The 23,431-nt window shown below is 71.3% G+C and carries 17 protein-coding genes and 1 pseudogene; 12 read left to right on the top strand and 6 right to left on the bottom strand.

What is annotated here, in order from left to right; all coding sequences use genetic code 11:
• The 5 genes and pseudogenes from IE251_RS32445 to obgE form a co-directional block, all read left to right on the top strand.
• Positions 1 to 104, top strand: a pseudogene (locus IE251_RS32445) (phosphocholine cytidylyltransferase family protein); the annotation flags it as partial.
• Complete coding sequence (locus IE251_RS32440; RefSeq protein WP_189756516.1) at positions 92 to 1,153, top strand: iron-containing alcohol dehydrogenase family protein; 1,062 nt, start codon at positions 92 to 94, stop codon at positions 1,151 to 1,153. The pseudogene IE251_RS32445 and the gene IE251_RS32440, both read left to right, overlap by 13 nt.
• A 193-nt stretch (positions 1,154 to 1,346) precedes the next feature.
• Positions 1,347 to 1,667, top strand: a complete 321-nt coding sequence (gene rplU / locus IE251_RS32435) for a 50S ribosomal protein L21 (protein WP_028422127.1) — start codon at positions 1,347 to 1,349, stop codon at positions 1,665 to 1,667.
• Positions 1,668 to 1,681: 14 nt separating this feature from the next.
• On the top strand, positions 1,682 to 1,936 hold the full coding sequence (gene rpmA, locus IE251_RS32430) for a 50S ribosomal protein L27 (RefSeq protein ID WP_030605064.1): 255 nt from the start codon (positions 1,682 to 1,684) through the stop codon (positions 1,934 to 1,936).
• A 139-nt stretch (positions 1,937 to 2,075) separates the two neighbouring features.
• Positions 2,076 to 3,521, top strand: coding sequence for a GTPase ObgE (obgE, locus tag IE251_RS32425; RefSeq protein ID WP_189756515.1), 1,446 nt, complete (start codon positions 2,076 to 2,078; stop codon positions 3,519 to 3,521).
• Positions 3,522 to 3,667: 146 nt separating this feature from the next.
• On the opposite strand, the gene galE is transcribed toward obgE, so the two are convergent.
• The gene (galE, locus tag IE251_RS32420) at positions 3,668 to 4,639 is read right to left on the bottom strand and encodes a UDP-glucose 4-epimerase GalE (RefSeq protein ID WP_189756514.1); all 972 of its coding nucleotides are present in this window, start codon (positions 4,637 to 4,639) and stop codon (positions 3,668 to 3,670) included.
• A gap of 258 nt (positions 4,640 to 4,897) precedes the next feature.
• Here galE and IE251_RS32415 point away from each other — a divergent pair, with 258 nt between their 5' ends.
• From IE251_RS32415 to IE251_RS32405, 3 genes are read left to right on the top strand one after another with little or no spacing between them, the layout of a single operon-like run.
• A complete protein-coding gene (locus IE251_RS32415) occupies positions 4,898 to 7,156 on the top strand; it encodes a bifunctional glycosyltransferase/CDP-glycerol:glycerophosphate glycerophosphotransferase (RefSeq protein WP_189756513.1) in 2,259 nt (752 codons plus the stop codon).
• An 8-nt stretch (positions 7,157 to 7,164) separates the two neighbouring features.
• A complete protein-coding gene (locus tag IE251_RS32410; protein WP_189756512.1) occupies positions 7,165 to 10,038 on the top strand; it encodes a bifunctional glycosyltransferase/CDP-glycerol:glycerophosphate glycerophosphotransferase in 2,874 nt (957 codons plus the stop codon).
• The gene (locus tag IE251_RS32405) at positions 10,035 to 11,180 is read left to right on the top strand and encodes a glycosyltransferase family 4 protein (RefSeq protein ID WP_189756511.1); all 1,146 of its coding nucleotides are present in this window, start codon (positions 10,035 to 10,037) and stop codon (positions 11,178 to 11,180) included. Before IE251_RS32410 ends, IE251_RS32405 begins: the two co-directional genes overlap by 4 nt.
• A 79-nt stretch (positions 11,181 to 11,259) precedes the next feature.
• Here the strand turns inward: IE251_RS32405 and IE251_RS32400 are convergent, their stop codons facing one another.
• The 5 genes from IE251_RS32400 to IE251_RS32380 all read right to left on the bottom strand — a co-directional run bounded on the left by IE251_RS32400 (position 11,260) and on the right by IE251_RS32380 (position 19,293).
• Positions 11,260 to 13,464 (bottom strand): trypsin-like serine protease, encoded by a 2,205-nt coding sequence (locus IE251_RS32400; protein WP_189756510.1) that lies wholly within the window; start codon positions 13,462 to 13,464, stop codon positions 11,260 to 11,262.
• 78 nt (positions 13,465 to 13,542) lie between these two features.
• Positions 13,543 to 14,082 carry a hypothetical protein gene (locus IE251_RS32395; RefSeq protein WP_189756509.1) on the bottom strand — a complete coding sequence of 180 codons (540 nt, stop codon included), beginning with the start codon at positions 14,080 to 14,082 and terminating at the stop codon, positions 13,543 to 13,545.
• Positions 14,083 to 14,114: 32 nt separating this feature from the next.
• Complete coding sequence (locus IE251_RS32390; protein ID WP_189756508.1) at positions 14,115 to 14,504, bottom strand: hypothetical protein; 390 nt, start codon at positions 14,502 to 14,504, stop codon at positions 14,115 to 14,117.
• Between the two features lie 63 nt (positions 14,505 to 14,567).
• Entirely contained in the window at positions 14,568 to 17,930 is a 3,363-nt protein-coding gene (locus tag IE251_RS32385) for an ALF repeat-containing protein (RefSeq protein ID WP_189756507.1), read from the bottom strand.
• A gap of 634 nt (positions 17,931 to 18,564) precedes the next feature.
• Positions 18,565 to 19,293, bottom strand: coding sequence for a hypothetical protein (locus IE251_RS32380; RefSeq protein WP_189756506.1), 729 nt, complete (start codon positions 19,291 to 19,293; stop codon positions 18,565 to 18,567).
• 266 nt (positions 19,294 to 19,559) lie between these two features.
• Here IE251_RS32380 and proB point away from each other — a divergent pair, with 266 nt between their 5' ends.
• The 4 genes from proB (at position 19,560) to IE251_RS32360 (ending at position 23,358) form a co-directional block, all read left to right on the top strand.
• Complete coding sequence (gene proB / locus IE251_RS32375) at positions 19,560 to 20,666, top strand: glutamate 5-kinase (protein WP_189756520.1); 1,107 nt, start codon at positions 19,560 to 19,562, stop codon at positions 20,664 to 20,666.
• Positions 20,667 to 20,853: 187 nt separating this feature from the next.
• The gene (locus IE251_RS32370) at positions 20,854 to 21,279 is read left to right on the top strand and encodes a DUF8830 family protein (protein WP_030777314.1); all 426 of its coding nucleotides are present in this window, start codon (positions 20,854 to 20,856) and stop codon (positions 21,277 to 21,279) included.
• A gap of 105 nt (positions 21,280 to 21,384) precedes the next feature.
• A complete protein-coding gene (locus IE251_RS32365) occupies positions 21,385 to 22,671 on the top strand; it encodes a glutamate-5-semialdehyde dehydrogenase (protein ID WP_189756505.1) in 1,287 nt (428 codons plus the stop codon).
• Between the two features lie 120 nt (positions 22,672 to 22,791).
• Entirely contained in the window at positions 22,792 to 23,358 is a 567-nt protein-coding gene (locus IE251_RS32360) for an SCO2584 family spore wall biosynthesis protein (protein ID WP_444545177.1), read from the top strand.
• Positions 23,359 to 23,431: the final 73 nt, after the last annotated feature.

Raw genomic sequence — 23,431 nt, 5'->3', positions numbered from 1 at the left:
GGGGCTTCCGCATCGACGTGGCGCCGATCGGCGAGGTCGACTGGGTCGAGATCGACAACCACGACGACCTCGCCCGGGGACGGGAGATCGCGTGCCGGTACTGAGCCGGCTGATTCCCTCGCCGGTCGTCGTGGACATCCGCCCGGGTGCCCTGGACGGCCTGGCGAGCGTCCTCGCCGACCAGCGGATCTCTCCCTCGGGCCGGTTCGCCGTCGCCGTCAGCGGCGGTTCCGGCGCCCGGCTGCGCGAGCGCATCGCCCCCATGCTGCCGGGCGCCACCTGGTACGAGGTCGGCGGCGGCACCCTGGACGACGCCATCCGGCTGGCCGACGAGATGAAGCCCGGCCGGTACGACGCGGTGGTGGGCCTCGGCGGCGGCAAGGTCATCGACTGCGCGAAGTACGCGGCGGCGCGCATCGGGCTGCCGCTGGTCGCCGTCGCCACCAACCTCTCGCACGACGGCATCTGCTCGCCCGTGTCCATACTGGACAACGACGCCGGCCGGGGTTCGTACGGCGTGCCCACGCCCATCGCCCTCCTCGTGGACCTCGCGGTGGTGCGGGAGGCGCCGGTCCGCTTCGTGCGGTCGGGCATCGGCGACGCCCTGTCCAACATCTCCGCGGTCGCGGACTGGGAGCTGGCCCACCGCGTCAAGGGGGAGCGGCTGGACGGCCTGGCCGCGGCGATGGCCCGCCAGGCCGGCGAGAGCGTGCTGCGCCACCCGGGCGGATGCGGTGACGACGGCTTCCTCACCGTGCTCTCCGAGGCCCTCGTGCTCTCGGGCATCGCCATGTCGATCGCCGGTCACACCCGGCCCTCCTCGGGCGCCTGCCATGAGATCGGTCACGCGCTCGACCTGCTGTACCCGGAGCGGGCGGCGAGCCACGGCGAGCAGGTGGGTCTCGCGGCCGCCTTCGCCACGCACCTGCGGGGCGACCACGAGGGGGCCCGGCAGCTGGCCGGCGTGCTGCGCCGCCACGGGCTGCCCGTGCTGGCGCGGGACCTCGGCTACGGCGACGACGAGTTCGTCCGGGCCGTCCGCCTGGCCCCGGAGACCCGGCCGGGCCGGTACACCGTCCTGGAACACCTGGGGCTGTCGCCGGAGGGCATCGAGGAGGCGTACGCGGAGTACGTCGCCGCGGTCACGTCCTGAGCCGTGGCCCGGTTTGACCCCCCTGGCCATGGCCCCGTACCCTGGACCGTCGGCGTGTCCACTGAACACGCCACATCCCCGTAAACCTCTTCCTCCCGGGCAACGCGGTTGGCCGGGAGAGGTCGTCTGTGGTGTTTCTGGGCGGCTGGCCTGCGGGGGTGCCGGTTCTGAGACGAGCGAAAGTGAGATCCGCGTGTACGCCATCGTGCGCAGCGGTGGTCGCCAGCACAAGGTTGCTGTCGGCGACATCGTTGAGGTTGACAAGATTTCCACCGCCAAGGTTGGCGACACGGTCGAGCTCTCGACCCTGCTCGTTGTCGACGGCGACTCCGTGACCAGCGACCCGTGGGTGCTGGCCGGCATCAAGGTCCAGGCCGAGGTCGTGGACCACCACAAGGGCCAGAAGATCGACATCCTGCGCTACAAGAACAAGACCGGTTACCGTCGTCGGCAGGGTCACCGCCAGCAGTACACGGCGATCAAGGTCACGTCGATCCCCACGGCTGCGAAGTAAGGGACTGAGGAGAAATGGCACACAAGAAGGGCGCATCGTCCACCCGGAACGGTCGCGACTCCAATGCCCAGCGGCTCGGCGTGAAGCGCTTCGGCGGTCAGGTCGTGAGCGCGGGTGAGATCCTGGTCCGCCAGCGCGGCACCCACTTCCACCCCGGCGCCGGTGTCGGCCGTGGCGGCGACGACACGCTGTTCGCCCTGCAGGCCGGTGCGGTGGAGTTCGGTACCCACCGCGGCCGCAAGGTCGTGAACATCGTTCCGGTCGCCTGAATCACCAGATCGTCTGATCGCCTGATTCAGCGCTGAACGCTTTCGCGAGGCGGACCTCACTTCCCGGGCGGGAAGGCGGGTCCGCCTTTCGCGTGTTAACACAGGTAAAACCCCGTTCGTCTTTTGGAGGCACCCCACCATGACCACCTTCGTGGACCGCGTCGAACTGCACGTCGCCGCGGGTAACGGAGGCCACGGCTGTGCCTCCGTCCACCGTGAGAAGTTCAAGCCGCTAGGCGGCCCCGACGGCGGCAACGGCGGCCGTGGCGGTGACGTCATCCTGACCGTCGACCAGTCGGTCACGACGCTGCTGGACTATCACCACTCCCCGCACCGCAAGGCCACCAACGGCAAGCCCGGCGAGGGCGGCAACCGCTCCGGCAAGGACGGCCAGGACCTGATCCTGCCGGTGCCGGACGGCACGGTCGTGCTGGACAAGGCGGGCAATGTGCTCGCCGACCTGGTCGGCCACGGCACCTCGTACATCGCCGCGCAGGGCGGCCGGGGCGGCCTCGGCAACGCGGCGCTGGCCTCCGCCCGCCGCAAGGCGCCCGGCTTCGCGCTGCTCGGCGAGCCCGGCGACCTCCACGACATCGTCCTGGAGCTGAAGACCGTCGCGGACGTGGCCCTCGTCGGCTACCCGAGCGCCGGCAAGTCCTCGCTGATCTCCGTGCTCAGCGCGGCCAAGCCGAAGATCGCCGACTACCCGTTCACGACGCTGGTCCCGAACCTCGGCGTGGTGACGGCGGGCTCCACCGTCTACACCATCGCCGACGTGCCCGGCCTCATCCCCGGCGCCAGCCAGGGCCGCGGCCTGGGCCTGGAGTTCCTGCGGCACGTGGAGCGGTGCAGCGTGCTGGTGCACGTGCTGGACACCGCCACGCTGGAGTCCGACCGCGACCCGGTCTCCGACCTCGACGTCATCGAGGCCGAGCTGCGGGAGTACGGCGGCCTGGACAACCGGCCCCGCATCGTCGTCCTGAACAAGATCGACGTGCCGGACGGCAAGGACCTCGCCGAGATGGTCCGCCCCGACCTGGAGGCCCGCGGCTACCGCGTCTTCGAGGTGTCGGCCGTGGCCCACACCGGTCTGCGCGAGCTGACCTTCGCCCTCGGCGAGCTGGTCGCCAAGGCGCGCGCGGCGAAGCCGAAGGAGGAGGCGACCCGGATCGTCATCCGGCCCAAGGCCGTGGACGACGCCGGCTTCACCGTCGTACGCGAGGACACCGGCGGCGAGCCGCTGTTCCGGGTGCGCGGTGAGAAGCCCGAGCGCTGGGTCCGCCAGACCGACTTCAACAACGACGAGGCCGTCGGCTACCTCGCCGACCGGCTGAACCGTCTCGGTGTGGAGGAGCAGCTGATGAAGGCGGGCGCCCGCGCGGGCGACGGCGTCGCCATCGGCCCCGAGGAGAACGCGGTCGTCTTCGACTGGGAGCCGACCGTCATGTCCGGCGCGGAGATGCTCGGCCGCCGTGGCGAGGACCACCGCTTCGACGCGCCCCGCCCCGCGGCCCAGCGCCGCCGGGACAAGCAGGCCGAGCACGACGAGGCGCTGCAGGAGTTCGACGACTTCGAGCCGTTCTAAAAAGCGGTCCGGGCCGTTCTCAAGCGGTTCGAGCCGTTCTCAAGGCGGTTCGAACCGTTCCCGAGCGATAGCCAGTGGTGCCGGTCGTGGACCGGCGGGGGCCGTGACGCCCCGGGGCGGCGCCGTGCGGCGCCGCCCGTCCGCGTTCACGGGTGGCGGTGCCGCCAGCCCTGCCAGGCCGACTCGATCATGTCGTCCAGGTCGTGTTCGGCGGTCCAGCCGAGTTCCCGCCGGATGCGGTCGGCGGACGCCACCACACGGGCCGGGTCGCCGGGGCGGCGCTCGGTGACCTCGGGCCGCACGTCCTGCCGGCCGGTGACCTTCAGGATGCGGTCCACCATCTCGCGCACCGAGCTGCCCTCGCCGCGGCCGATGTTGAGGACGAGGGACGTGCCCGCCTCGGCGTCGGTCAGGCGGCGGGCGGCGGCCAGGTGCGCGCCGGCGATGTCCTGGACGTGGATGTAGTCGCGTACGCAGGTGCCGTCGGGCGTGGCGTAGTCGTCGCCGAAGATCCGCGGCGCCGCACCGGCCTCCAGCCGCTCGAAGACCATGGGGATGAGGTTGAAGACACCGGTGTCGGAGAGCGCGGGCTCGGCCGCCCCGGCCACGTTGAAGTAGCGCAGGGAGGCGGCGCGCAGTCCGTGCGCCCGGGCGGCGGCGGTGATCAGCCACTCGCCGATCAGCTTGCTCTCGCCGTACGGGCTCATGGGCGCGCAGGGGGTGTCCTCGGTGACGAGGTCCACGTCCGGCATGCCGTACACCGCGGCGGAGGAGGAGAAGACGATGCGGTCGACCCCGGTGGCGGTCATGACCTCCAGCAGGGTCTGCAGTCCGGTGACGTTCTCCCGGTAGTAGTGCAGCGGCCGCTCGACGGACTCGCCCACCTGCTTCTTCGCCGCGATGTGCACCACGCCGGTCACCCGGTGGTCACGGATCGTCCGCTCCAGCTTGGCGGCGTCCAGTACGCTGCCGACCACCAGCGGGGTGCCCTCGGGCACCCGGTCGGCGCTGCCGGTGGAGAGGTCGTCGTAGACGATGGTCTCCTCACCACCCTGGATCAGGGTGCGTACCACGTGCGCGCCGATATATCCGGCGCCGCCAGTTACCAGCCAGCTCATCGTCACCTCTTCACAGCGGCGGTCAGTCTGTTCAGCCTGGCTCCCGGCCCCGGAAAAATCGAATCGGGCGAATCCGGTTTCATGCGGAGCAATAGGGCAATGCCGATGCGGTGACTGTCGGTAAGATGACAAGTGGCCCCGACGGAAACAACCTGTTAATCCTCTACGCTGATGGACGGTGTGCACTCGGGTCGGCGATGGCCGCATGTGCCGGCCGATCGCGTCGTCAAAGTCCGCCACGGAGACAGGTTGCTAAGGATGCCAAGGCTCTCTCTCGTCGTCCCCGTCTACAACGTGCAGGGCTACCTCGCAGAGTGCCTTGAGTCGGTCCTCGGGCAGGACTACCAGGACTTCGAGATCGTCGCCGTCGACGACCGCTCCCCGGACGGCTCCGGCGCCCTCCTGGACGAATACGCCGCCCGGGACGATCGCATCCGTGTGATCCACCTCATGGAGAACGTGGGCCTCGGACGGGCGCGCAACGCCGCTCTGGAATCGGCGCGGGGCGATTACGTTCTGTTCCTGGACAGTGACGACACCCTGGCGCCGGGCGCGCTCGGCGCGATAGCGGAGCGGCTGACGGCCGCCGGCGACCCCGACGTACTGATCTACGACTACGTGCGCACCTACTGGGACGGCGAGATACGCCCGAACCAGAGAGCGGCCCTGCTCGCGGAGGCCGGCCCGGGGGTGTTCTCCCTCGCCGAGCGACCGCAGCTGCTGAACCTGCTCCAGATCGTCTGCAACAAGGCCTACCGCCGGGACTTCATCGCCCGCGAGGGCCTCACCTTCCCGCCGGGCTACTACGAAGACGCCCTGTGGACGTTCCGCTCCCTGATCACCGCCGAGCGCATCGCCGTACTGGACCGCGTCTGCCTGCTGTACCGGCAGCGGCGCGAGGGCGGCAACATCCTGGCCACGGTCAGCCGCAAGCACTTCGACATCTTCGAGCAGTACCGCCGCGTCTTCGAGTTCCTCGACACCCGCGCGGACGCCGAGCAGTGGCGCGCGCCGCTGTTCCGCAAGATGGTCGACCACTACCTGGCGATCCTGGAGCGCCCCGGCCGGCTGCCGCGGGACGCGCGGGCCGAGTTCTTCCACCGCGCCGCCGCCGACTACCGGGCCCGGATGCCCGCAGGCTTCCGCAAGCCGGCCGGTTCCCGCGGCAAGAAGTACGCGCTGCTGGAACGCGACGCCTACGCCGGCCTGGTGGGCGCCAAGGCCGTCGTGAAGCTGCGCGCCAAGGCGACCGGCTACGCGCGCACCACCCTCGGCCGCACCAGACGCACCGCGCTGAGCCTGGACTACCGGCATCAGCTGAGACTGCCGCTCGACGGGAACCTGGCGCTGTTCTCCGCCTACGGGGGCAGCGGCGTGTCCTGCAACCCGGCCGCCATCGACGCCGAGCTCGCCCGCCGCGCCCCCCACATCCGCCGCGTGTGGGCCGTCCGCCCGGACGCCGTGGCCAAGGTGCCCGAGGGCGTCGAGGTCGTCCGGACGGGGTCGCGGGAGTACTGGGCGGCCCTCGCCCGCGCCACCTATCTGGTCAACAACGTGAACTTCCCGGACGCCGTGGTGCGCCGGCCGGGCCAGATCCATGTGCAGACCCACCACGGCACCCCGCTGAAGACCATGGGACTGGACCGGCGGCAGTACCCGGCCTCGGCGGGCATCGACTTCGCCGCGCTGCTGCGGCGCAGCGACCGCTGGAACTACAGCCTCGTCGCCAACCACTTCTCCAGCGCCGTGTGGCAGCGGGCGTACCCCTGCTCGTACACCTCCCTGGCCACCGGCTACCCGCGCAACGACGTCCTGCTCAACTCCACCGCCGAGGACGTGCGCGAGGCCCGTCGCGAGCTCGGACTGGCCGAGGGCGTGACGGCCTTCCTGTACATGCCGACGCGCCGTGAGTACCAGCGCGGCTTCGAGCCGCGGCTGGACCTGGCGAAGCTGGCCGGGCGGCTCGGGCCGGACGCGGTGCTGCTGGTGCGGGCCCACCCCGGCGACCGCCCGGCCGAGCGGCCGGCCGCGTGGCAGGCCGAGGACCGGATCATCGATGTGTCCGGCCACCGAGCGGTCGAGCGTCTCTACCTCGCCGCCGACTGCCTGGTCACGGACTACTCCTCGGCGATGTTCGACTACGCCAACCTGGACCGGCCGATCGTCGTCCACGCCGACGACTGGGAGACCTACTCCGTCGTGCGCGGCACGTACTTCGACGTGCGCACCGAGGGGCCGGGGGCGGTGGCCGCCAGCGAGGAGGAGCTGGCCGAAGTACTCTGTTCCGGCGCCTGGCGCGGGGAGCGGGCCGCCCGGGCACGCGATCGGTTCCGTCGCCGCTTCTGCGACTTCGACGACGGTCGTGCTGCGGAGCGTGTGGTGCGCCACATTTTCCTCGGAGAGGAACTCGGGGATCTGCCGCCGGTCGTCCCACTGGACGAGCGGACCCCCGCCCCGCCGCCGGAGCCGTCCCGCGACGCGTCGGCCCTGATATCCACCCACACGAGCCAGAGGTAGCCGCTGCAGTGTCCCAGCAACCCGACACAACGCCCGACATCAGCGTCGTCGTCATCGTCTTCAACGACGCGGCACGTCTTCCGACCGCCGTGCAGTCGGTCCTGGACCAGACGCTGCGCAATGTCGAGGTCATCATCGCCGATGACTGCTCCACCGACGGCTCCTTCGAGGTCGCACAGCAGCTGGCCGCCCGCTCGGACCGGGTGCGCGCGATCCAGCTGCCGGAGAACAGCGGCGGCTGCGGCGAGCCGCGCAACCAGGGCATCGCCGTCGCCCGCGGCCGCTACGTGATGTTCCTGGACAGCGACGACACCCTCGAGCTGAACGCCTGCCGCAACATGCTCGACGCCGCCGAGAGCACGGGGGCCGACCTGGTCTCCGGGCTCTGCCTGCGCGTCCACACGGACAGCCGCAACGGCAAGAAGGTCAAGTGGTACCCGTGGCTCTACCGGGAGACCCGCACCTTCGACTCGGTCGCCGAGATACCGGACCTGATGGTCTTCGACACCCTGTCGACGAACAAGTGCTACCGGCGTGAGTTCCTGCTGGAAAGCGGCCTGACCTTCCCCAAGGGCATCCACTACGAGGACCTGCTCTTCTCCGCGCAGGCCTACCTGGCCGCCTCCCGGATCACCCTGATCCCGAACACGGTCTACCACTGGAACGTCGTGGAGAAGGCCGCCGCCAAGTCGATCAGCAACCGGCGCCACGAGATCAACAACTTCGCCGACCGCGTGGAGATCCACCGCCGGATCGACCGGGTCCTCGCGGAGCGGGGCCAGAGCGAGCTGAAGCTCCACAAGGACCGCAAGTTCCTCAAGCACGACCTCGTGCTGTACCTGCGCGACCTGCCCTTCCTGGACGACGAATACCGCCACAAGTTCGCCGAGCTGGCCCGCGGCTACATCCAGGGCTTCTCCCCGGAGGCATACGAGGAGCTGTCCCCGGTCCACCGGCTGTGCGCCTACCTGCTGCTGCAGGAGGACTGGAAGAACCTCACCCCGGCGATCGACACCCTCATCAACCCGCGCAAGGTGTCCAGCCCGCTGGCCGAGCGCGACGGCCGGGTCTACTGGTGCGAGGAGCACCTCGACGACCCGCTGGCCCGCAAGATCCTCGACGTGACCGACCTCGGCTACCACTCCCGGCCGGTCCAGCGCATGTGGCTGCGCAACCAGGTGACGTCCTACGCGGAGAACCCCGCGGGCATCAAGGTCTCCGGCGCCGTCGTCAACCCGCTCGGGGTGATCCCGCCGGGCGCGGAGCTGAAGGCCGAGCTGGAGTTCCGCGCCCGCCGCAGGAGCCTGCAGAAGTTCCGCTTCCCGGTGCAGAGCGTCCAGCACGAGGGCGAGACGGTGGCATGGCAGGCCACCGTGCCCCTGGCGGCGAAGTTCCGTCCCCTCGGCATCGTCGACGAGGTGTGGGACGTACGCCTCTACCTGAGCGTCGACGGTGTCCAGGCCACCAGCCGGCTCACCGTCGGCCAGACCGCGCTGGAGGACGCCGGCGTGGTCCGGGTCCGTCCCCGGCTCGGCCGGATGACGGCCGACCGCCTCGTGCCGCACGCCTCGGCCAAGGGCCACCTGGCCTTCCGGCTCGCCCAGCACGGCACGCTCGCCCAGCGCACCACGACGCTGGTGCGGCGCAACCTGCAGAGCCCGCCCGCCGCGATGGCCAAGAAGATGGTGCGCAAGGCCGTCAAGGTGCGCAAGGACCTGCACTCCGGCCCGCGCAAGATCGAGACCTACCACCGCATGATCCGGCTGCTGCCGATCCGCAAGGGCACGGTCGTCTTCGAGAGCCACCTCGGCAAGCAGTACAGCGACAGCCCGCGGGCCATCTACGAGGAGATGCGCCGCCGCGACGTGCCCTTCCACGCCATCTGGTCCTACGCCGGCGAGCGTCCCACGGGCTTCCCGGACGACGTCGAACTCGTGCGCCGCTGGTCCTGGCCCTACCTCAGGGCGCTGGCGCAGGCCGAGTTCTGGATCGACAACCAGGGCTTCCCGCTGAAGCTGAGCAAGCGCCCGGAGACCACGTACATCCAGACCTGGCACGGCTCCGCCCTGAAGCGGATGGGCTTCGACGAGCCGAAGTACCGCATCAAGCCGGAGCACGAGCAGCGCGCCTACCAGGAGGCGATCGACCGCTTCGACTACTTCGTGGTGCGCGGCCGGCACGACGAGCGGACCCTCGCCCCGGCCTACCGGATCACCGAGGACAGGCTCCTGCGCACCGGATACCCGCGCAACGACGCGCTCGTCCGGGCCCGGGACGCCGGCACCCTCGACCCGGCGGCCCGGGAACTCGCCGAGCGCCTCGGCATCCGCCTGGACCGCCCGGTGGTGCTGTACGCCCCGACGTTCCGGGAGCAGAACGGCAAGGTCAAGAAGTTCGAGTTCCCGTTCGACGTGGACGAGTTCGCCGACCGCTTCGGTGACCGCTTCACCCTGCTGGTGCGCACGCACTACCTGAACAACGTCACGCTGCCGCCCTCCGTGGCGGGCCGGGTCGTCAATGTCAGCGGCGAGCCGGACATCACCCCGGTCCTGCTGCTCGCGGACGCGCTCATCACCGACTACTCCTCGGTGATGTTCGACTACGCGCTGCTCCAGCGCCCCATGGTGTTCTTCACCTACGACTGGGAGGAGTACGTCGACAACAGCCGCGGGACGTACTTCGACCTGTCGGAAGAGGCCCCCGGCCCCGTCGTCCACACGGCGGAGGACCTCTTCGGCGTCCTGGAGGACCTGGACGGCCTCGCCTCCGCACAGGAGGCGCGCCTGAAGGAATTCGTGGCCCAGTACGGCGAGTACGACCGCGGCGACGCCGCCGCCCAGATCGTCGATCGCTTCTTCGGAACCCGGGGAGACGCCCGATGACACAGCGTGACATCATTTTCGTGGCCAACGAGGTCAACGAACTCGGCGGAGTGGCCCGCTGGCAGGCGCTGATGGCCGAACTGTTCGCCGCGGAGGGCCACCGGGTCACCATCGTCGGCATCGCGCCGCCCGAGGTGCCCATGGACCTGGGCGACAACCCGCCCTTCACCACCGTGACGCTCTACGACGAGCGCCCGCCCGGCCGCTGGCAGGCCCGCACCCTGCTGGACCGGGCCAACCTCCAGGCCCGGCGCCGCGAGGCCGCGCGCGAGGAGAGCATGCGGGCGGCCGCCGACCGGCTGTCGGCGATCTTCCGGGCCGCCCGGCCCGGAGCGATGATCATCGTGACCCAGGTGTGGGCCATGGAGTGGGTCGCCCTCGCGGACACCGCGGGGCACCCGGTCATCGGCATGAGCCACGAGTCGTACGAGTACTCGCGCGGCTCCTCCCGCTTCGGGCGCGTCGAGCGGTACTACAAGAACGTCGACCGCCTGCTGCTGCTGACCCGCGAGGACGCCGACCTGTGGATCGGCCGGGGCATGAACAACGTCGGGTACATGCCCAACCCGCTGCCGATGATGCCGGAGATCCCCTCCGAGCGCACCGAGAAGGTCGTCGCGAGCATCGGCCGTCTGGGACACCAGAAGGGCATCGACATGCTCCTGGACGTCTGGGCGGAAGCGGCGCCCAAGCACCCCGACTGGCTCCTGAGGATCTACGGCTCCGGCCCCGACGAGGAGGCGCTGCGCAGCCAGTGCACCCGGCTCGGCCTGGACGACCGGGTGGAGTGGGCCGGCCAGACGGACGACGTCGCCGGCGCGCTGCGCGGGGCGTCGGTGTTCGTCCAGTCCTCCCGGGGCGAGGGCTTCCCGCTGGCCCTGCTGGAGGCCATGGCCTGCGCGGTGCCGTGCGCGGCCTTCGACTGCGCGCCGGGCGTGCGCGAGATCGTCCGCGACGAGGAGGACGGCCTCCTGGCCCGTCCCGGGAACGTCCCCGAACTCGCCCAGAAGCTCGGTCGGTTGATGGAGGACTCCGAACTCCGCGACCGGATGGGCGAACTGGCCCGGAAGAACGTCCAGCGGTACTCGCCGAAGGTCATCCGTGACCGGTGGGAGGAACTGTTCAGGTTCCTGGAGCGCTGACGGCATCGGACATCCCCGGAAGGGCCGGCCCGCCACGGGCCGGCCCTTCCGCCGTAGGCGGGCGCGTGCGGCCCGGCCGCTAGCGGACGACGTAACCGAAGCGGGCGCCGGCGGCCGGGAGACCGCCCTTGCCGGGCTGGTACGTGGTGATGGCGGCGTTGGTACCGCCGCCGGTCACGTTGGACAGCGGCACGCCGTGGACCGTGCCGTAGCCGGACGGACCGTACGGCATGCCGACGTACAGCTTGGTACCGGTGTAGTGCAGGCTCACGCCCAGGTGCTGGTTGGCACCCGGCGGGCCCGGGATGCCGGAGGTGCCGGCCTCGATCCAGCGGTTGTTGTCACCGCGCGCGCCCAGCAGCGAGAAGGTGGTGATGGCGCCGGCGCCGGCGGTGCTGCCGACCGCCTCGTCCGGGATGCCGACGGCGAGCTTCATCGTCGCCGTGCTGCCCACCGCGCGCGGCGCGGTGTTGACGGCGGCCACGGTCTGCCCGAAGTGGTCGCCGGCCTCGGAGGTGCCGGTCATCTCGTCCGAAGCGGTGCCGGAGTAGTACGTGTTGAGCTGGCTGTACGTGCCCGCCGCGGTGATGCGGAAGGTGAACACCTGGCCGGTGTCGGCCTTGCTGACGCCGTCGATGTCCAGGTCCTCGCCGGGTGCGCCGACCGCGAGGATGGAGTCGGTGGCCGCCGCCGCGCCGGACGGGCGGTAGTCGACCATCGCCAGGGACTTGGCGAAGAGGTCACCCGGTTCCGCGCTGCCGCCGACGGTGTCCAGGTCCTGGTCCAGACCGAACAGCGGGGTGGGCTGCTGCGCCGAGTTCAGCTTGTGGGAGAAGACCGCGAAGTTGCCGGCGTCCGCGTCGGCGCCGATCGTCTCGGTGGGAGCACCGATGGCCAGGTGGTTGGCGTCGGCCGCGATCACGGCGCCGAAGCCGTCGTTGGCCTCCACGGCGCCCGGGACGCCGGTGGAGTCCTGGCTGATCCCGGTGTTGGTGTCACCGTGCACGTAGAAGGCCATGCCCGCCTTGGCGACCGTGCCGATGGACTCACCGGGGGCGCCGATCACGAGGTACGGCTCGCCCGCGGCGGTGGTCCCGGCCGCGAGGGCCTGGCCCAGGCGGTCGCCCGTCTCGGGACCGCTCCCCTTCAGGGACCCGGTTCCGGTGCCCTGCTGGAAGTGGGTGCTCTTGGTGGCGCCGGTGCCGAGGCCGCCCGGCGCGCCGTACAGCAGGTCCGCCGTGCCGGCGTCGGTGGCCTTGTCCAGGTCCTCGGAGGGGGAGCCGACCACCAGGTCGGTGCAGCCGTCCTCGTCGTAGTCGACGGTGGCCAGGCTCTCCCCGAACCAGTCGCCGGGTTCGGCGGCGTCGTCGACCCAGTCCAGGTCCTGGTTGATCTCGGCGGTGCCCTTGCCGCCGCCGTAGACGACGCGGACCACTCCGGCGCCGTCGTCACCGCCGACGGTGGCCTTGGGGTCGGTGATGGCGGTGTCCTCGACACCGTCACAGTTGAAGTCGGCGACGCCCGGCGCGCCGACGGTGGAGTTCACCCAGGAGCCCAGGCCGTCGACCCGGGCGGCGATGCCACCGGTGCGGGTCTCGGCGGGGTCCATGCCGTAGCAGCCGCCCTGGTACGACTGGCTGTTGAGGGCCACCAGCTGCGGCGTGCCGCCGACGGCCCGGACCACCGGGCCGCCGGTGTCGCCCATGCAGGCCGCCGCGCCGTCCTTGCCGGTGACGGTGGCCGTCGTGGTGGCGGCCGAGTCCACCGTGAGCGCGCCGGTGTGCAGCTTCAGCGGCGCCCACTCGGCCTTGTTGCGGCCGAATCCGGCGAACTTCAGCTCCTCGCCGGCCGCGGGGGCGGTGGCCGACAGGGCGACGGGAGCGACATTGGGGACCGGCCGGTTCAGACGGGCCAGCACCACGTCGCGGTCGGTGCGCGGGACCAGCTGGACGATGCCGCGCACCGCTCCGTCCGAACCGCCGAGGTCCAGCCGGCCGATGGTGGCGGTGGCTCCGGACCGGGGCTTGCCCGCGGGCACCGTCAGGCCCGCGGCGGGGTCGGCGACGAAGCAACTGGCCGCGGTGAGCAGCCACTCGGGGTCGACCAGGACACCGGAGCAGCCGCGGTCGTGGTCGCCGACGACGATCTGGGCGGTGAAACCGAAACCGGCGTCCCCGACGGGTGTGCCGGTGACGGCGGACACAGGGGCGGCGCACACCGCCACGGGGCCCGCGAGCAGGGCAGCGGCGAGCGCGGTGAGGCGCACGTGTCTGGTGAGTCGCATGAAGTGATTCCTTGGACGTGGGTCACGGGGACCAGGCGGACTCGGTGGGGCGACGGGCCGACGGCGCCGTCGCGGCGGTTACTTGGAGGTCCTGATCTCCATGAGCACGTACTCGCGGCCCGGGTCCGTGCTCTCGCCGACCGGGGTCCAGGTGTTCTTCGGGATGTCGAAGCTCTTCTCCTCCGAGCCGGCGGTCATGTCGACCTGGGCCTCGTAGTCGTTGCCCGCGACCACGTAGACGGAGGGGATCTCCAGGGAGAGCCAACCGGTGGTGCCGGTGACCTTGAAGCAGACCGGCTGCGCGTTGGCGCGTACCCAGATCTGGAGGAAGCCGCTGCCGCTCGCGCAGTCGGCGAGCGTGATGTGACCGTCGCCGCGCTTGAGGGTGATGTGCTTCTCGGCGAGGATCTTGTCGGCGTACGGGTAGGCGAAGTTCTCCACGGCGTACCCGGGGGCCTCGCCGGCGACGGGCGCGACCGCTTCGGAGGCGGTGCCCTGGCCGGCGGGCGTTCCTCCGCCCGGTATCGCGACCCAGGCCAGGGCGGCGGCGACCGCCACCGCGGCGGTTCCCAGGATTCTCGTGCGCAGTGGCTTTGCCGTGAGGGCACGTGCCTTCATCGCAATCCTTACTCATTGAGGGAAAGTGGTGGTCAGGCCGAGAGAATGAATGCCAGCAGCACCATGAGGGACACCGAGATGTAGACGGGTGCCTGGTAGCGCGCCGGGAATGTGATGCTCTCCGGGCTGCCGCCCCGGCGATGATCCTCCGCGTACCGGCGCAGCAGTTTCCGTGACGGGAAGAACCCGATGGCGAGCCCCAGCCAGCTGAAGGAGTACAGAACCAGCATCTGCGAGATCGTCCAGTGCTGGTACTGACGGGCGCCCGCGGCGACCATGCCCAGACAGCAGCCCGCCGAAATGGCGAGGTAGACCACCACGGCCTTCGGGCTTCTGAACGCCCACTGGATGCCGGCGCCCAGGACCGCGGTGGCGAAGGCCGCGAAAAGGAACAGCCAGGGCAGTGGGAGCCGGGCGAGCACGGCAAGGGTCCTTTCTGCGGTGAGCGGGGCCGGCGGCGTGGGAGCCGCCGGCCCCGCTGTCTTTTACCCGAACAGGTCCAGAACGCCGGTGACCGGCGAGACCAGGTCGTGTCCGAAAGACGTGATCTTCGTGACTACCTTGCCCGCGCTGCCAAGGTGACCGATCCAATACGACTGACCGAAGGTGACGACGCCCAGGGCGAGGCTCGCCATGGATTTCTTGAACTCGTCGCTGGTGAATCCGTAACCGATTCCGGTGAACAGGGCACTGAGACCGCCGTACGCGATCGACGCTGTGCCGAAGCTCATTGCCACCGCCTCCAGCGCCTCGGCGGCAGGCGGGAAGAAAAGACCGGAGATACCGAAACCGGCACTGATGAAACCGGCGGCGATGCTCGCCTCGTTCGTGACGTCCGCCAGCCAGCGGGCGCCCTCCTGCCACCACGGAAGACCGCCCTTGACGGAGTCGTTGTCGGCCGTGTCCGCCGGGTTCCGCCCGCTTTCCTGGACCTGACGTGCCGCCTCGGCCGCCTTCCGGGCCTTCTCCGCGATCTCGGCCTTCCGCTTCTGCATCCAGAGCCGGTGCGCGTCGCTCGCCGCCGCCGCCGCGGTCTTCGCGTCCTTCGCCGCCTGGATCGCGGAGTTCCGCGCGGCGTTGGCGGAGGCCTGGGCGGCGTTGGCGGAGGCCCGGGCGCTCTGCGCGGCGTCCACGGCACGGTTGGCGGAGTAGTTCGCCGAGCGCGCGGCCAAGCGGGCCTTGGACGCCGCCTGCTTGGCCTGGTCGGCCGACGCCTGGGCCTTGCGCGCCGACTCCTCGGCGGCGTCCGCGTTCGCGTCCGCCTGCGCCGCGTACTCGTTGGCCTTCTGGGCGGACGCCGTGGCCTTGTTCGCCCACTCCGTCGCCTCCGCGGCGGCGTTGCGGGCCTTCGCCGCGGCCGACTGGGCGCGGTGCGCGTTCTCCAGCGCCTTGTTCGCGATCTTCGCGGCGGCGGCGATCGCGCCCTGGACGGCCGCGATGTGGGCCGCGGAGTCGTAGTCCAGCTGTGCGGTCTTGTACTGCACCGAGGCGACGAAGTTGCGGCGCATCCACGCCGGGCCCTCCAGTGCGACCTGGGCGTGCGCCTTGGTGTACGGGCCTCCCGTGTCGAGGAGGGTGGCGGTGGCGACCGCGTCGTCCTCCTGGAGGGCCCTCTCGTGCCCGGTGCTGACGAACTGGTACAGGGCCTCGGGCGTGCCGGCGTCGAGCGCTTCGTTGGCCGCCTTCTTCACGGCGCTGCCGGGGTTGCCCGCCAGGATCCGGGCGATCCGGAACCGGTTGTCCGCGGCCGCGGCCGCTATGACACCGGACGTGAGGAAGGCCGCGCCCGCGTCCGGGTTGTCGTCCTCCAGCGCCTTGACCGCGGCGTCGGCGACGTTGGGGGAGGAGACCTGAGCGAGGAAGAGGGACGTCTCCAGGTCGTCCTGCCGCTGCGCGAGCTGCCGGTCGGTGTCGATCCAGCGGTGGATGTCGGCGTCCGCGCCGGCCAGGGCGAACCGCGCCGCCTCCCGCGACCAGGAACCGGTGGAGTTCATCACGGTGACGGCCGCCTTGCGCCCGAGCGTGGCGGACAGGCTCAGGTCACCGCCGCGCAGCGCCGATTCGGCCTTCGCGATGAGGTCCAGGGTGGCCTGACCGGCCTGCGCGGTCTGCGTCCGCTTGTCGGCGTACGCGGTGCGTTCGGTCTGCTCGATCTGCGCGAGCAGGCGGACCTCCTCCACCGCCTGACCGGTGTCCTCGCCGAGGCGTTGCCACTCGGCCTCCCGCGCCTGCTTCTCCACCTCGACGGCCTTGTTGACGGCATCGATCGCGGTGTTGGCGGCCTTGGTGGCCTCATTGGCGAAGGCGGTGGACTTGTTGGCGTAGTCGACGGCCTGTCCCGCGTACTTGACGGCCCACTCGGCGGCCTCGGCTGACTTGTCCGCGTGATCGGCCGCGCTGTTGGCCGCGTCGCGCGCGGCGGCCGCCGCGGCGGCCGCGGTGTCGGCCAGGGCCTGGGCGGATCCGGCGGCGTTGGTGGCGATCTGGGCGTTGGTGGTGGCGATCCGCGCCTGCCGCTTGGCTTCCGCGGCCTGCGCCTCGGACGCGCCCGCGGCGGCAGCCGCCGCGGCGGAGGCGGAGGCGGCGGCAGCGGCGTTGCGGGCCGCGGAGGCGGCCGACGCTCCGGCCACCTTGGACTGGGCGGCGGAGGCCCTGGCGGACTCGGCGGCCTTCGCGGCGTTGCGGGCCTTCGCGGCGGCGTTTCGCGCGGCCACGGCGGCGTTCTTGGCGGCGGTCGTCTTGGTGGCGTCCTTGGACGCGGCGATGGCGGCGTTGTAGGCGACGGCGGCGGCGCTGCCCGCGGTGGCCGCCGCCTGACTCGCGGCCGTGGCGGCGTAGGCGGCGCGACGGGAGGCGTCGACGGCGGCGTGGGAGGCACGGATGGCGACCCGGGCCGCGTCGGCCGCGCCCTGGGCGGCCTGCCCCGCCTTGCGGGCCGCCTTGCCCGATGCCACGACGTCCTGCTGGGCCGCCTGGGCCTCGGCGGCGGCCTTCTCCGCGGCCTCCTTGGCCTTCGCGGCGGCCTCCGTGGCGCGCGCGGAGGCCTCCTCGGCCTGCTTCGTCTTCGCGCCGGCCCGCTTTCCCTCACGCTCGACCACCGCGACCAGTTCCTCGATGGTCGCGGTCTCCTGGTCGCGGGCACGGGCGATGTGCTGGCCGGTCTCCAGGAACCACTCGATGTCCGCGGCGGTGCCGGACAGCGCCCGGGAGGCGTATTCCTTCACCTGCGGGCCCGCGCTGACGAGGAGCGTGGAGACCTCGAAGCGCATGTCCTCCAGGCGCGCCGTGTGCTGGCCGTCCAGGAGGTACTGCTCCAAGGCCTCCTGGGTGCCCGCGCTCAGGGCCGTGCTGCCCTCGCGGTTGACGGCCTTGCCGCCCGTCGCCATCACGGTGGCGGTGGCGACGCGCAGGTCTTCCAGGATCGCGCTGTGGAAGCCCCCGTCGAGGAAGGTGGCGATGGCGGCGTCACCATTGTTCAACGCCGCGGAGGCCTCCCTCCTCAGACCCGTGCCGCCGCCCGCCAGGGAGGTGACGATGGCGAACCGGTTGTCCGCCGCCGTGGCCTTGGGAAGTTCCACGGTCAGGAAGTTCTGGATGTCGGTGTCGGTGCCGCTCAGCGCCTGTTCCGCGGCGGCGCGGGCGGCGGGACCGCCCAGCAGCCAGGCCTTCACGGCCTTGGCGCGGTCGGTGTCGGGCAGGGCGAACGGGTCACCGTCGTCACCGTCGGCCGGTGTGGTGTCGGCCCAGGCCGTGGCGGGGCCGAGAACGAGGTTGGAGGTGGCGGCGACTGCTGTGGTAGCCGCGAGGGCGCCGAGCACCCTTCGTCGACTCCAGTAGGTGGTGTCCAAAGCGGTCCTTCACTGTCGGTGCCTGGCGGCCGCTCACTGGTGGCGTGAGAGATCGCCGGACAGACGATGGGGTAAGCCGTGGCCATGTCTGCTCAGTGGTGCGGGAGTTCGGAAATTCGAACAGGGGCACGACTGCGCGCCGCTGGATGCTAACCAGTTCAACTTTGTGTTGACCACCAGAATTTTTCGTAATCCGATGGTGAATTCTTGTGTTATGGCTTGAAGTTGGCGCAACCTCAGGTATGGGGCGCCGTTGATTTGGGGATGCTCGATTGGATGTGTGGCGATTCCATCGAATGAGTAACTGGCTGAGGTTGTCTGTCGCCGCGGGGGTGCCCTGTCGAAGGTGAAAGGGACGGGCGGGTCGGCGCCGAAGCCCCTTATGACCAGGCGAAACGAGCATGGAAGCGAGTCATCCCCGGTATTTCGGCCCAGGTGGCGAAAAATATGCGGGCGGCGCCGGGGTGCGTCGGCGCGTTCGAAACGTGCCGTGAGGACCCGGCACGGAAAGAGGGTTCGGGGCGTGCCGCGCCCGGCACGGAACGGTGAAGAGGGGACCGCCGGGACGACGCGCGGCCTCGTGGGCCACTGCCCGGCTGAGGCGCTGGGCCCCGTCGTCAGGACCCGGACCGGCTCACGCCTTCAGGTCGTCCCGGTCGCCCATCACCACGACGGGGTGCGCCTTCGGGTCGAGCGTGCGCAGCAGGTACCGCATGTCCGGCACGGACTGGCTGACGCACGCCGAGGTCCCGCCGCCGTGGTCCACGTGCAGCCAGATGCCGCCGCCCTTGGACTGGCCCAGCGGCCGGGTCGGATCGTTGGGCGCGGTGCCCTTCACCCGGTTGTAGTCGATGGCGATGACGTAGTCGAAGTCGTGCCAGGACGACTTCTTCCAGTAGTGGGGCGCCTGGAAGGCCGCGGACCTGGTGTAGGGCAGCCTGGCGTCCGGCGCGGCGTTCACCCCGCCCGCGTCGGTCAGCGTGAACACGCCCACCGGGCTGCGCTGGTCGCCCTCGTGGTGGTTCGTCGTCCAGCCGCGCCGGCCGTTGTGCCCGGTCCAGGAGCGCTCCTGCTTCCACACCGAACCGTGCTTGCCGAAGAGGGCGATGGTGGAATCGGGGGAGTTCCTGCCCGCGCCGTACACGACGACCACCTGACGGGAGTCCGCCGGCACGCGGTTCCACAGCCGGTCCCCGACACCGGGGATCCGCTTCAACGGCGCCTGCCGCGGCTGGGCGTCGTCCGTCCGGGCGTGAGCGGCCGGCTTACCGTGGTCCGAACTCCCGCATCCCGCGAGGGACATGACGGCCATCGCACCACAGACCGCGCTCACGGCGGCACGTGTCGAACCCGATTGACGCATGGACCCCATGCTCTCAGACCGCGCCGGACCGGCGGCCGCGGCCCCACGGCGGTTCTCCGCCGAAGAACAGGGACGTCTCCGCGATTCCGGAGGGCGCGTGACCGGTCACAGCCCGCGACCGCGCGCCCTGCCGGAAAGCGGGTCCGCCGCTGTCCATCCACCGGACCCGGGCGCACCATCCACACGGCTTCGCGTAGATTGCCGGAACAGGCAGCCGGACAGCGCGCGAGGGGACGGAAGGCACCGTGGCAAGGGCAAGGCAGGCCGTGGGCGAGGCCCGCAGGATCGTCGTCAAGGTGGGTTCGTCGTCGCTGACCACCGCCGAGGGCGGCCTGGACGCCGACCGCGTGGACGCCCTCGTGGACGTCCTCGCCAAGAGCCGCAGCGGGGGCGAGCGGGAGATCGTCCTGGTCTCCTCCGGCGCCATCGCCGCCGGCCTCGCCCCGCTCGGCCTGCGCCGCCGCCCCAAGGACCTCGCCCGCCAGCAGGCCGCCGCCAGCGTCGGCCAGGGCCTGCTCGTCGCCCGCTACACCGCCTCCTTCGCCCGCTACGGCGTCCGCGTCGGCCAGATCCTGCTCACCAGCGACGACATGAGCCGCCGCGCCCACCACCGCAACGCCTCCCGCACCCTCGACGAGCTGCTCGCGATGGGCGCCTTCCCGATCGTCAACGAGAACGACACGGTCGCCACCGACGAGATCCGCTTCGGCGACAACGACCGCCTCGCCGCGCTCGTCGCCCACCTCGTCCACGCCGACCTGCTCGTCCTCCTCTCCGACGTCGACGGCGTCTACGACGGCGACCCCAGCCGGCCCGGCACCTCCCGGATAGCCGAGGTGAGGAGCCCGCGGGACCTCGCGGACGTCGAGATCGGCAGCGCGGGCAAGGCCGGCGTCGGCACCGGCGGCATGGTCACCAAGGTGGAGGCCGCGCGGATCGCCGCTGCCGCCGGCATCCCGGTGGTGCTCACCAGCGCCGTGCACGCGGCCGAGGCCCTGGCCGGCGGTGACACCGGCACCTACTTCCACCCCACCGGCAAGCGCTTCGCCGACCGGCTGCTGTGGCTCCAGCACGCCTCCACCCCGCAGGGCGCGCTGACCCTGGACGACGGCGCGGTGGACGCGGTCGTGAACGGGCGCAAGTCGCTGCTGCCCGCCGGAATCGCCGCGGTGGAGGGCGAGTTCAGCGCCGGCGACCCCGTCGAACTGCGGGACGCGCGGGGCCGCGCGGTGGCCCGGGGGCTCGTCAACTTCGACGCCAAGGAGATCCCCCTGCTGATCGGGCGTTCGACGCGTGAGCTGGCGCGTGAGCTGGGCGCCGCGTACGAACGCGAGGTCGTACACAGGGACGACCTGGTGCTCCTGCACGTGTGAGGCTCGCAAAACCACTCGTAAAGCGGAGCGTACGGAACGCCCCTGGTGGGGGACGTTCCGTAAAACCCCCACACGAAGCTCTGCGGCCTGCTCCACTTTGTCTCGGGAACATGTTGAAGGGAACACGTTCCGTCAAGGGGCCAAGCGAGCCATACGGCCTTGCCGGCCATGCGTGAAGGAGGCCGTCGTGAGACGAGTGCGCCCGGGGGCGGCGTCCCGCGGTGCTCTGACGAGCGTCGCGGCCGGGGACACCTACGAGGAACCCAGGGACCTGCCCAGGCTGTGGCACGTCACCCTGAGCGTCTCCGGCGAGAAGGTCCCGCTGCCGGAACTGCGGCGGGCCCTGGAACAGCTCGCCCACGACCACCCCTTCCTGCTGACCAGCAGATACGCGACCGACCACGCGGAGATCCGGTACTGGGAAGAGGCCCGCGACCTGCACGACGCCGCCGCGGTGGCGCTGCGCCTGTGGGGCGAGCACCGGCAGACCGCCGGCCTGCCCGCCTGGGAGATCGTCGGCCTGGAGGTCATCGACCGCGAGACCTACCACCACCGCATCGCCGAGGGCTACGGCCCGCCACCGGCGACCCCGGTGGGCGTCCACCCGTTCTGAGCGGGGCCGGGCAGGGGCCCCGGGGGAGGGGTTCACCCCTTTTGGGGTGTCTCGGGGTGTGGGACGACCGCTGAACGGCGGCGCCCCGCGCACTACCCTTCCCCCATGACCACGCTCTCGCCGTACGACTCGATGTCCCCGGTCACCCAGGCCGCCTACCGGGCCAAGGCCGCCGCCGCCGACCTCGCGCCGCTCCCGCGCGCCGTGAAGGACGACGCGCTGCTCGCCATCGCCGACGCCCTGGAGGTCCGGACCGCCGAGATCGTCGAGGCCAACGCCAAGGACGTGGCCAAGGCCCGGGAGAGCGGCACCAGCGAGGCCATCGTCGACCGGCTCACCCTCACCCCCGAGCGGGTCCGCGCCATCGCCTCCGACGTCCGCGACGTGGCCAAGCTGCCCGACCCGGTCGGCGAGGTCGTCCGCGGCTCCACCCTTCCCAACGGCATCGACCTGCGCCAGGTCCGCGTACCGCTCGGCGTCGTCGGCATCATCTACGAGGCCCGCCCGAACGTGACCGTCGACGCGGCGGCCCTGTGCCTGAAGTCCGGCAACGCCGTCCTGCTGCGCGGCTCCGCCTCCGCCTACGCGTCCAACACCGCCCTCGTCCGGGTGATCCGCGACGCCGTCGGCGGCGCCGGGCTCCCCGCCGACGCCGTGCAGCTCGTGCCCGGCGAGAGCCGCGACTCCGTCCGCGAGCTGATGCGCGCCCGCGGCCTGGTCGACGTCCTCATCCCGCGCGGCGGCGCGTCCCTGATCCGGACCGTGGTCAACGAGTCCACGGTCCCCGTGATCGAGACCGGCACCGGCAACTGCCACGTCTACGTCGACGCCCAGGCCGACATCGACACGGCCGTCGAGATCCTGATCAACTCCAAGGCCCAGCGGGTCAGCGTCTGCAACGCCGCCGAGACCCTCCTCGTCCACCAGGACATCGCCCCCGCGTTCCTGCCCCGCGCCCTGGACGCCCTCGCCGAGGCCGGGGTCACCGTCCACGCCGACGAGCGGGTCATGGCCTACGCCAAGGACTCCAAGGTCACCGCGGTCGAGGCCACCCCCGAGGACTGGGAGACCGAGTACCTCTCCCACGACATCGCCGCCGCGGTGGTCGACTCGCTGGACAAGGCCGTCGAGCACATCCGGCTGTGGACCTCCGGCCACACCGAGGCCATCGTCACCACCTCCCAGCAGGCCGCCCGCCGCTTCACCCAGTTGGTCGACTCCACCACCGTCGCCGTGAACGCCTCCACCCGCTTCACCGACGGCGGCCAGTTCGGCTTCGGCGCCGAGATCGGCATCTCCACCCAGAAGCTGCACGCCCGCGGCCCGATGGGGCTGCCGGAGCTGACCAGCACGAAGTACATCGTCACCGGCGACGGGCACGTACGCCGCTGAGGTTCACCCGTCCGGCCGAGCGCACCCGGCTCCGGGGAAGCAGGCCGAAAGGCGTCCCACCAGACAGACGAATTTCCATACCGTCTGCCCAAATTGACCCCCCAGGTCTACTCTGGATCCGTGCCGGAGGACGTGGGGGGTACGCCGTTCCCTGACGGCTGGGAGCCCGACGACGACCACGACCACGGGGTGTCGGACGAAGAGTTCGCCTCCGTGGTCTTCGACGAGGCCTTCGTACAGGCGGCCACGGTCCATGAACCGTCCGCCGTCGAACGCCTCCTGGCCGCCGCCCAGGCCAGAGCCGAGGCCACCGAGGCGGAGGCCCGCCGTGCCCACGCCCGGGGCGAGCGCCACGACGACGGCTACGGCCCCGACGGCGCCCGATTCGGCCAAGATCACGACGATGACGAGCCGGACGACGCCTACGTCCTCGGCGACGGCTTCCACGGCCCGTACGGCAAGCAGGTCCGCTGGCACCGTCCCGTCGCCTGGGTCCTGGCCGTGGTGATGGGCATCGGCATGGTCGCCCTGGCCTTCGCCGCCGTCTACCGGGGAGGCTCCTCGGGCACCCGCGACCGGGTGCCCGCGCCGGCCTCGACCGGCGTCGGCAAGGACGCCGCCTCCGCCCCCGCCGCCTCGGACGACCATCCCCGGCCGGCCGTCTCGGCCGTCCCGCACTCCCCCTGAGCGCCCTTCGAGCCCCCGTCCGCGCCTGTTGAGAACCTGTCAGAAGTTGTCGTCAGCCGGGCGTTTACCCGGG

Origin of the sequence: Streptomyces eurythermus, from assembly GCF_014649115.1 — a bacterium.
GTDB lineage: Bacteria > Actinomycetota > Actinomycetes > Streptomycetales > Streptomycetaceae > Streptomyces > Streptomyces eurythermus.
Note: the sequence above shows the minus strand (reverse complement) of the source record. Positions and strands in the feature narration are given on the sequence as shown.

Excerpts from the sequence above, each read along its gene's own strand:
- obgE (WP_189756515.1), top strand. The coding sequence starts at position 2,076 with ATGACCACCTTCGTGGACCGCGTCGAACTGCACGTCGCCGCGGGTAAC.
- IE251_RS32405 (WP_189756511.1), top strand. The coding sequence starts at position 10,035 with ATGACACAGCGTGACATCATTTTCGTGGCCAACGAGGTCAACGAACTC.
- IE251_RS32395 (WP_189756509.1), bottom strand. The coding sequence starts at position 14,082 with ATGAAGGCACGTGCCCTCACGGCAAAGCCACTGCGCACGAGAATCCTG.
- IE251_RS32400 (WP_189756510.1), bottom strand. The coding sequence starts at position 13,464 with ATGCGACTCACCAGACACGTGCGCCTCACCGCGCTCGCCGCTGCCCTG.
- IE251_RS32415 (WP_189756513.1), top strand. The coding sequence starts at position 4,898 with ATGCCAAGGCTCTCTCTCGTCGTCCCCGTCTACAACGTGCAGGGCTAC.
- rpmA (WP_030605064.1), top strand. The coding sequence starts at position 1,682 with ATGGCACACAAGAAGGGCGCATCGTCCACCCGGAACGGTCGCGACTCC.
- IE251_RS32380 (WP_189756506.1), bottom strand. The coding sequence starts at position 19,293 with ATGCGTCAATCGGGTTCGACACGTGCCGCCGTGAGCGCGGTCTGTGGT.
- galE (WP_189756514.1), bottom strand. The coding sequence starts at position 4,639 with ATGAGCTGGCTGGTAACTGGCGGCGCCGGATATATCGGCGCGCACGTG.
- IE251_RS32365 (WP_189756505.1), top strand. The coding sequence starts at position 21,385 with ATGACCACGCTCTCGCCGTACGACTCGATGTCCCCGGTCACCCAGGCC.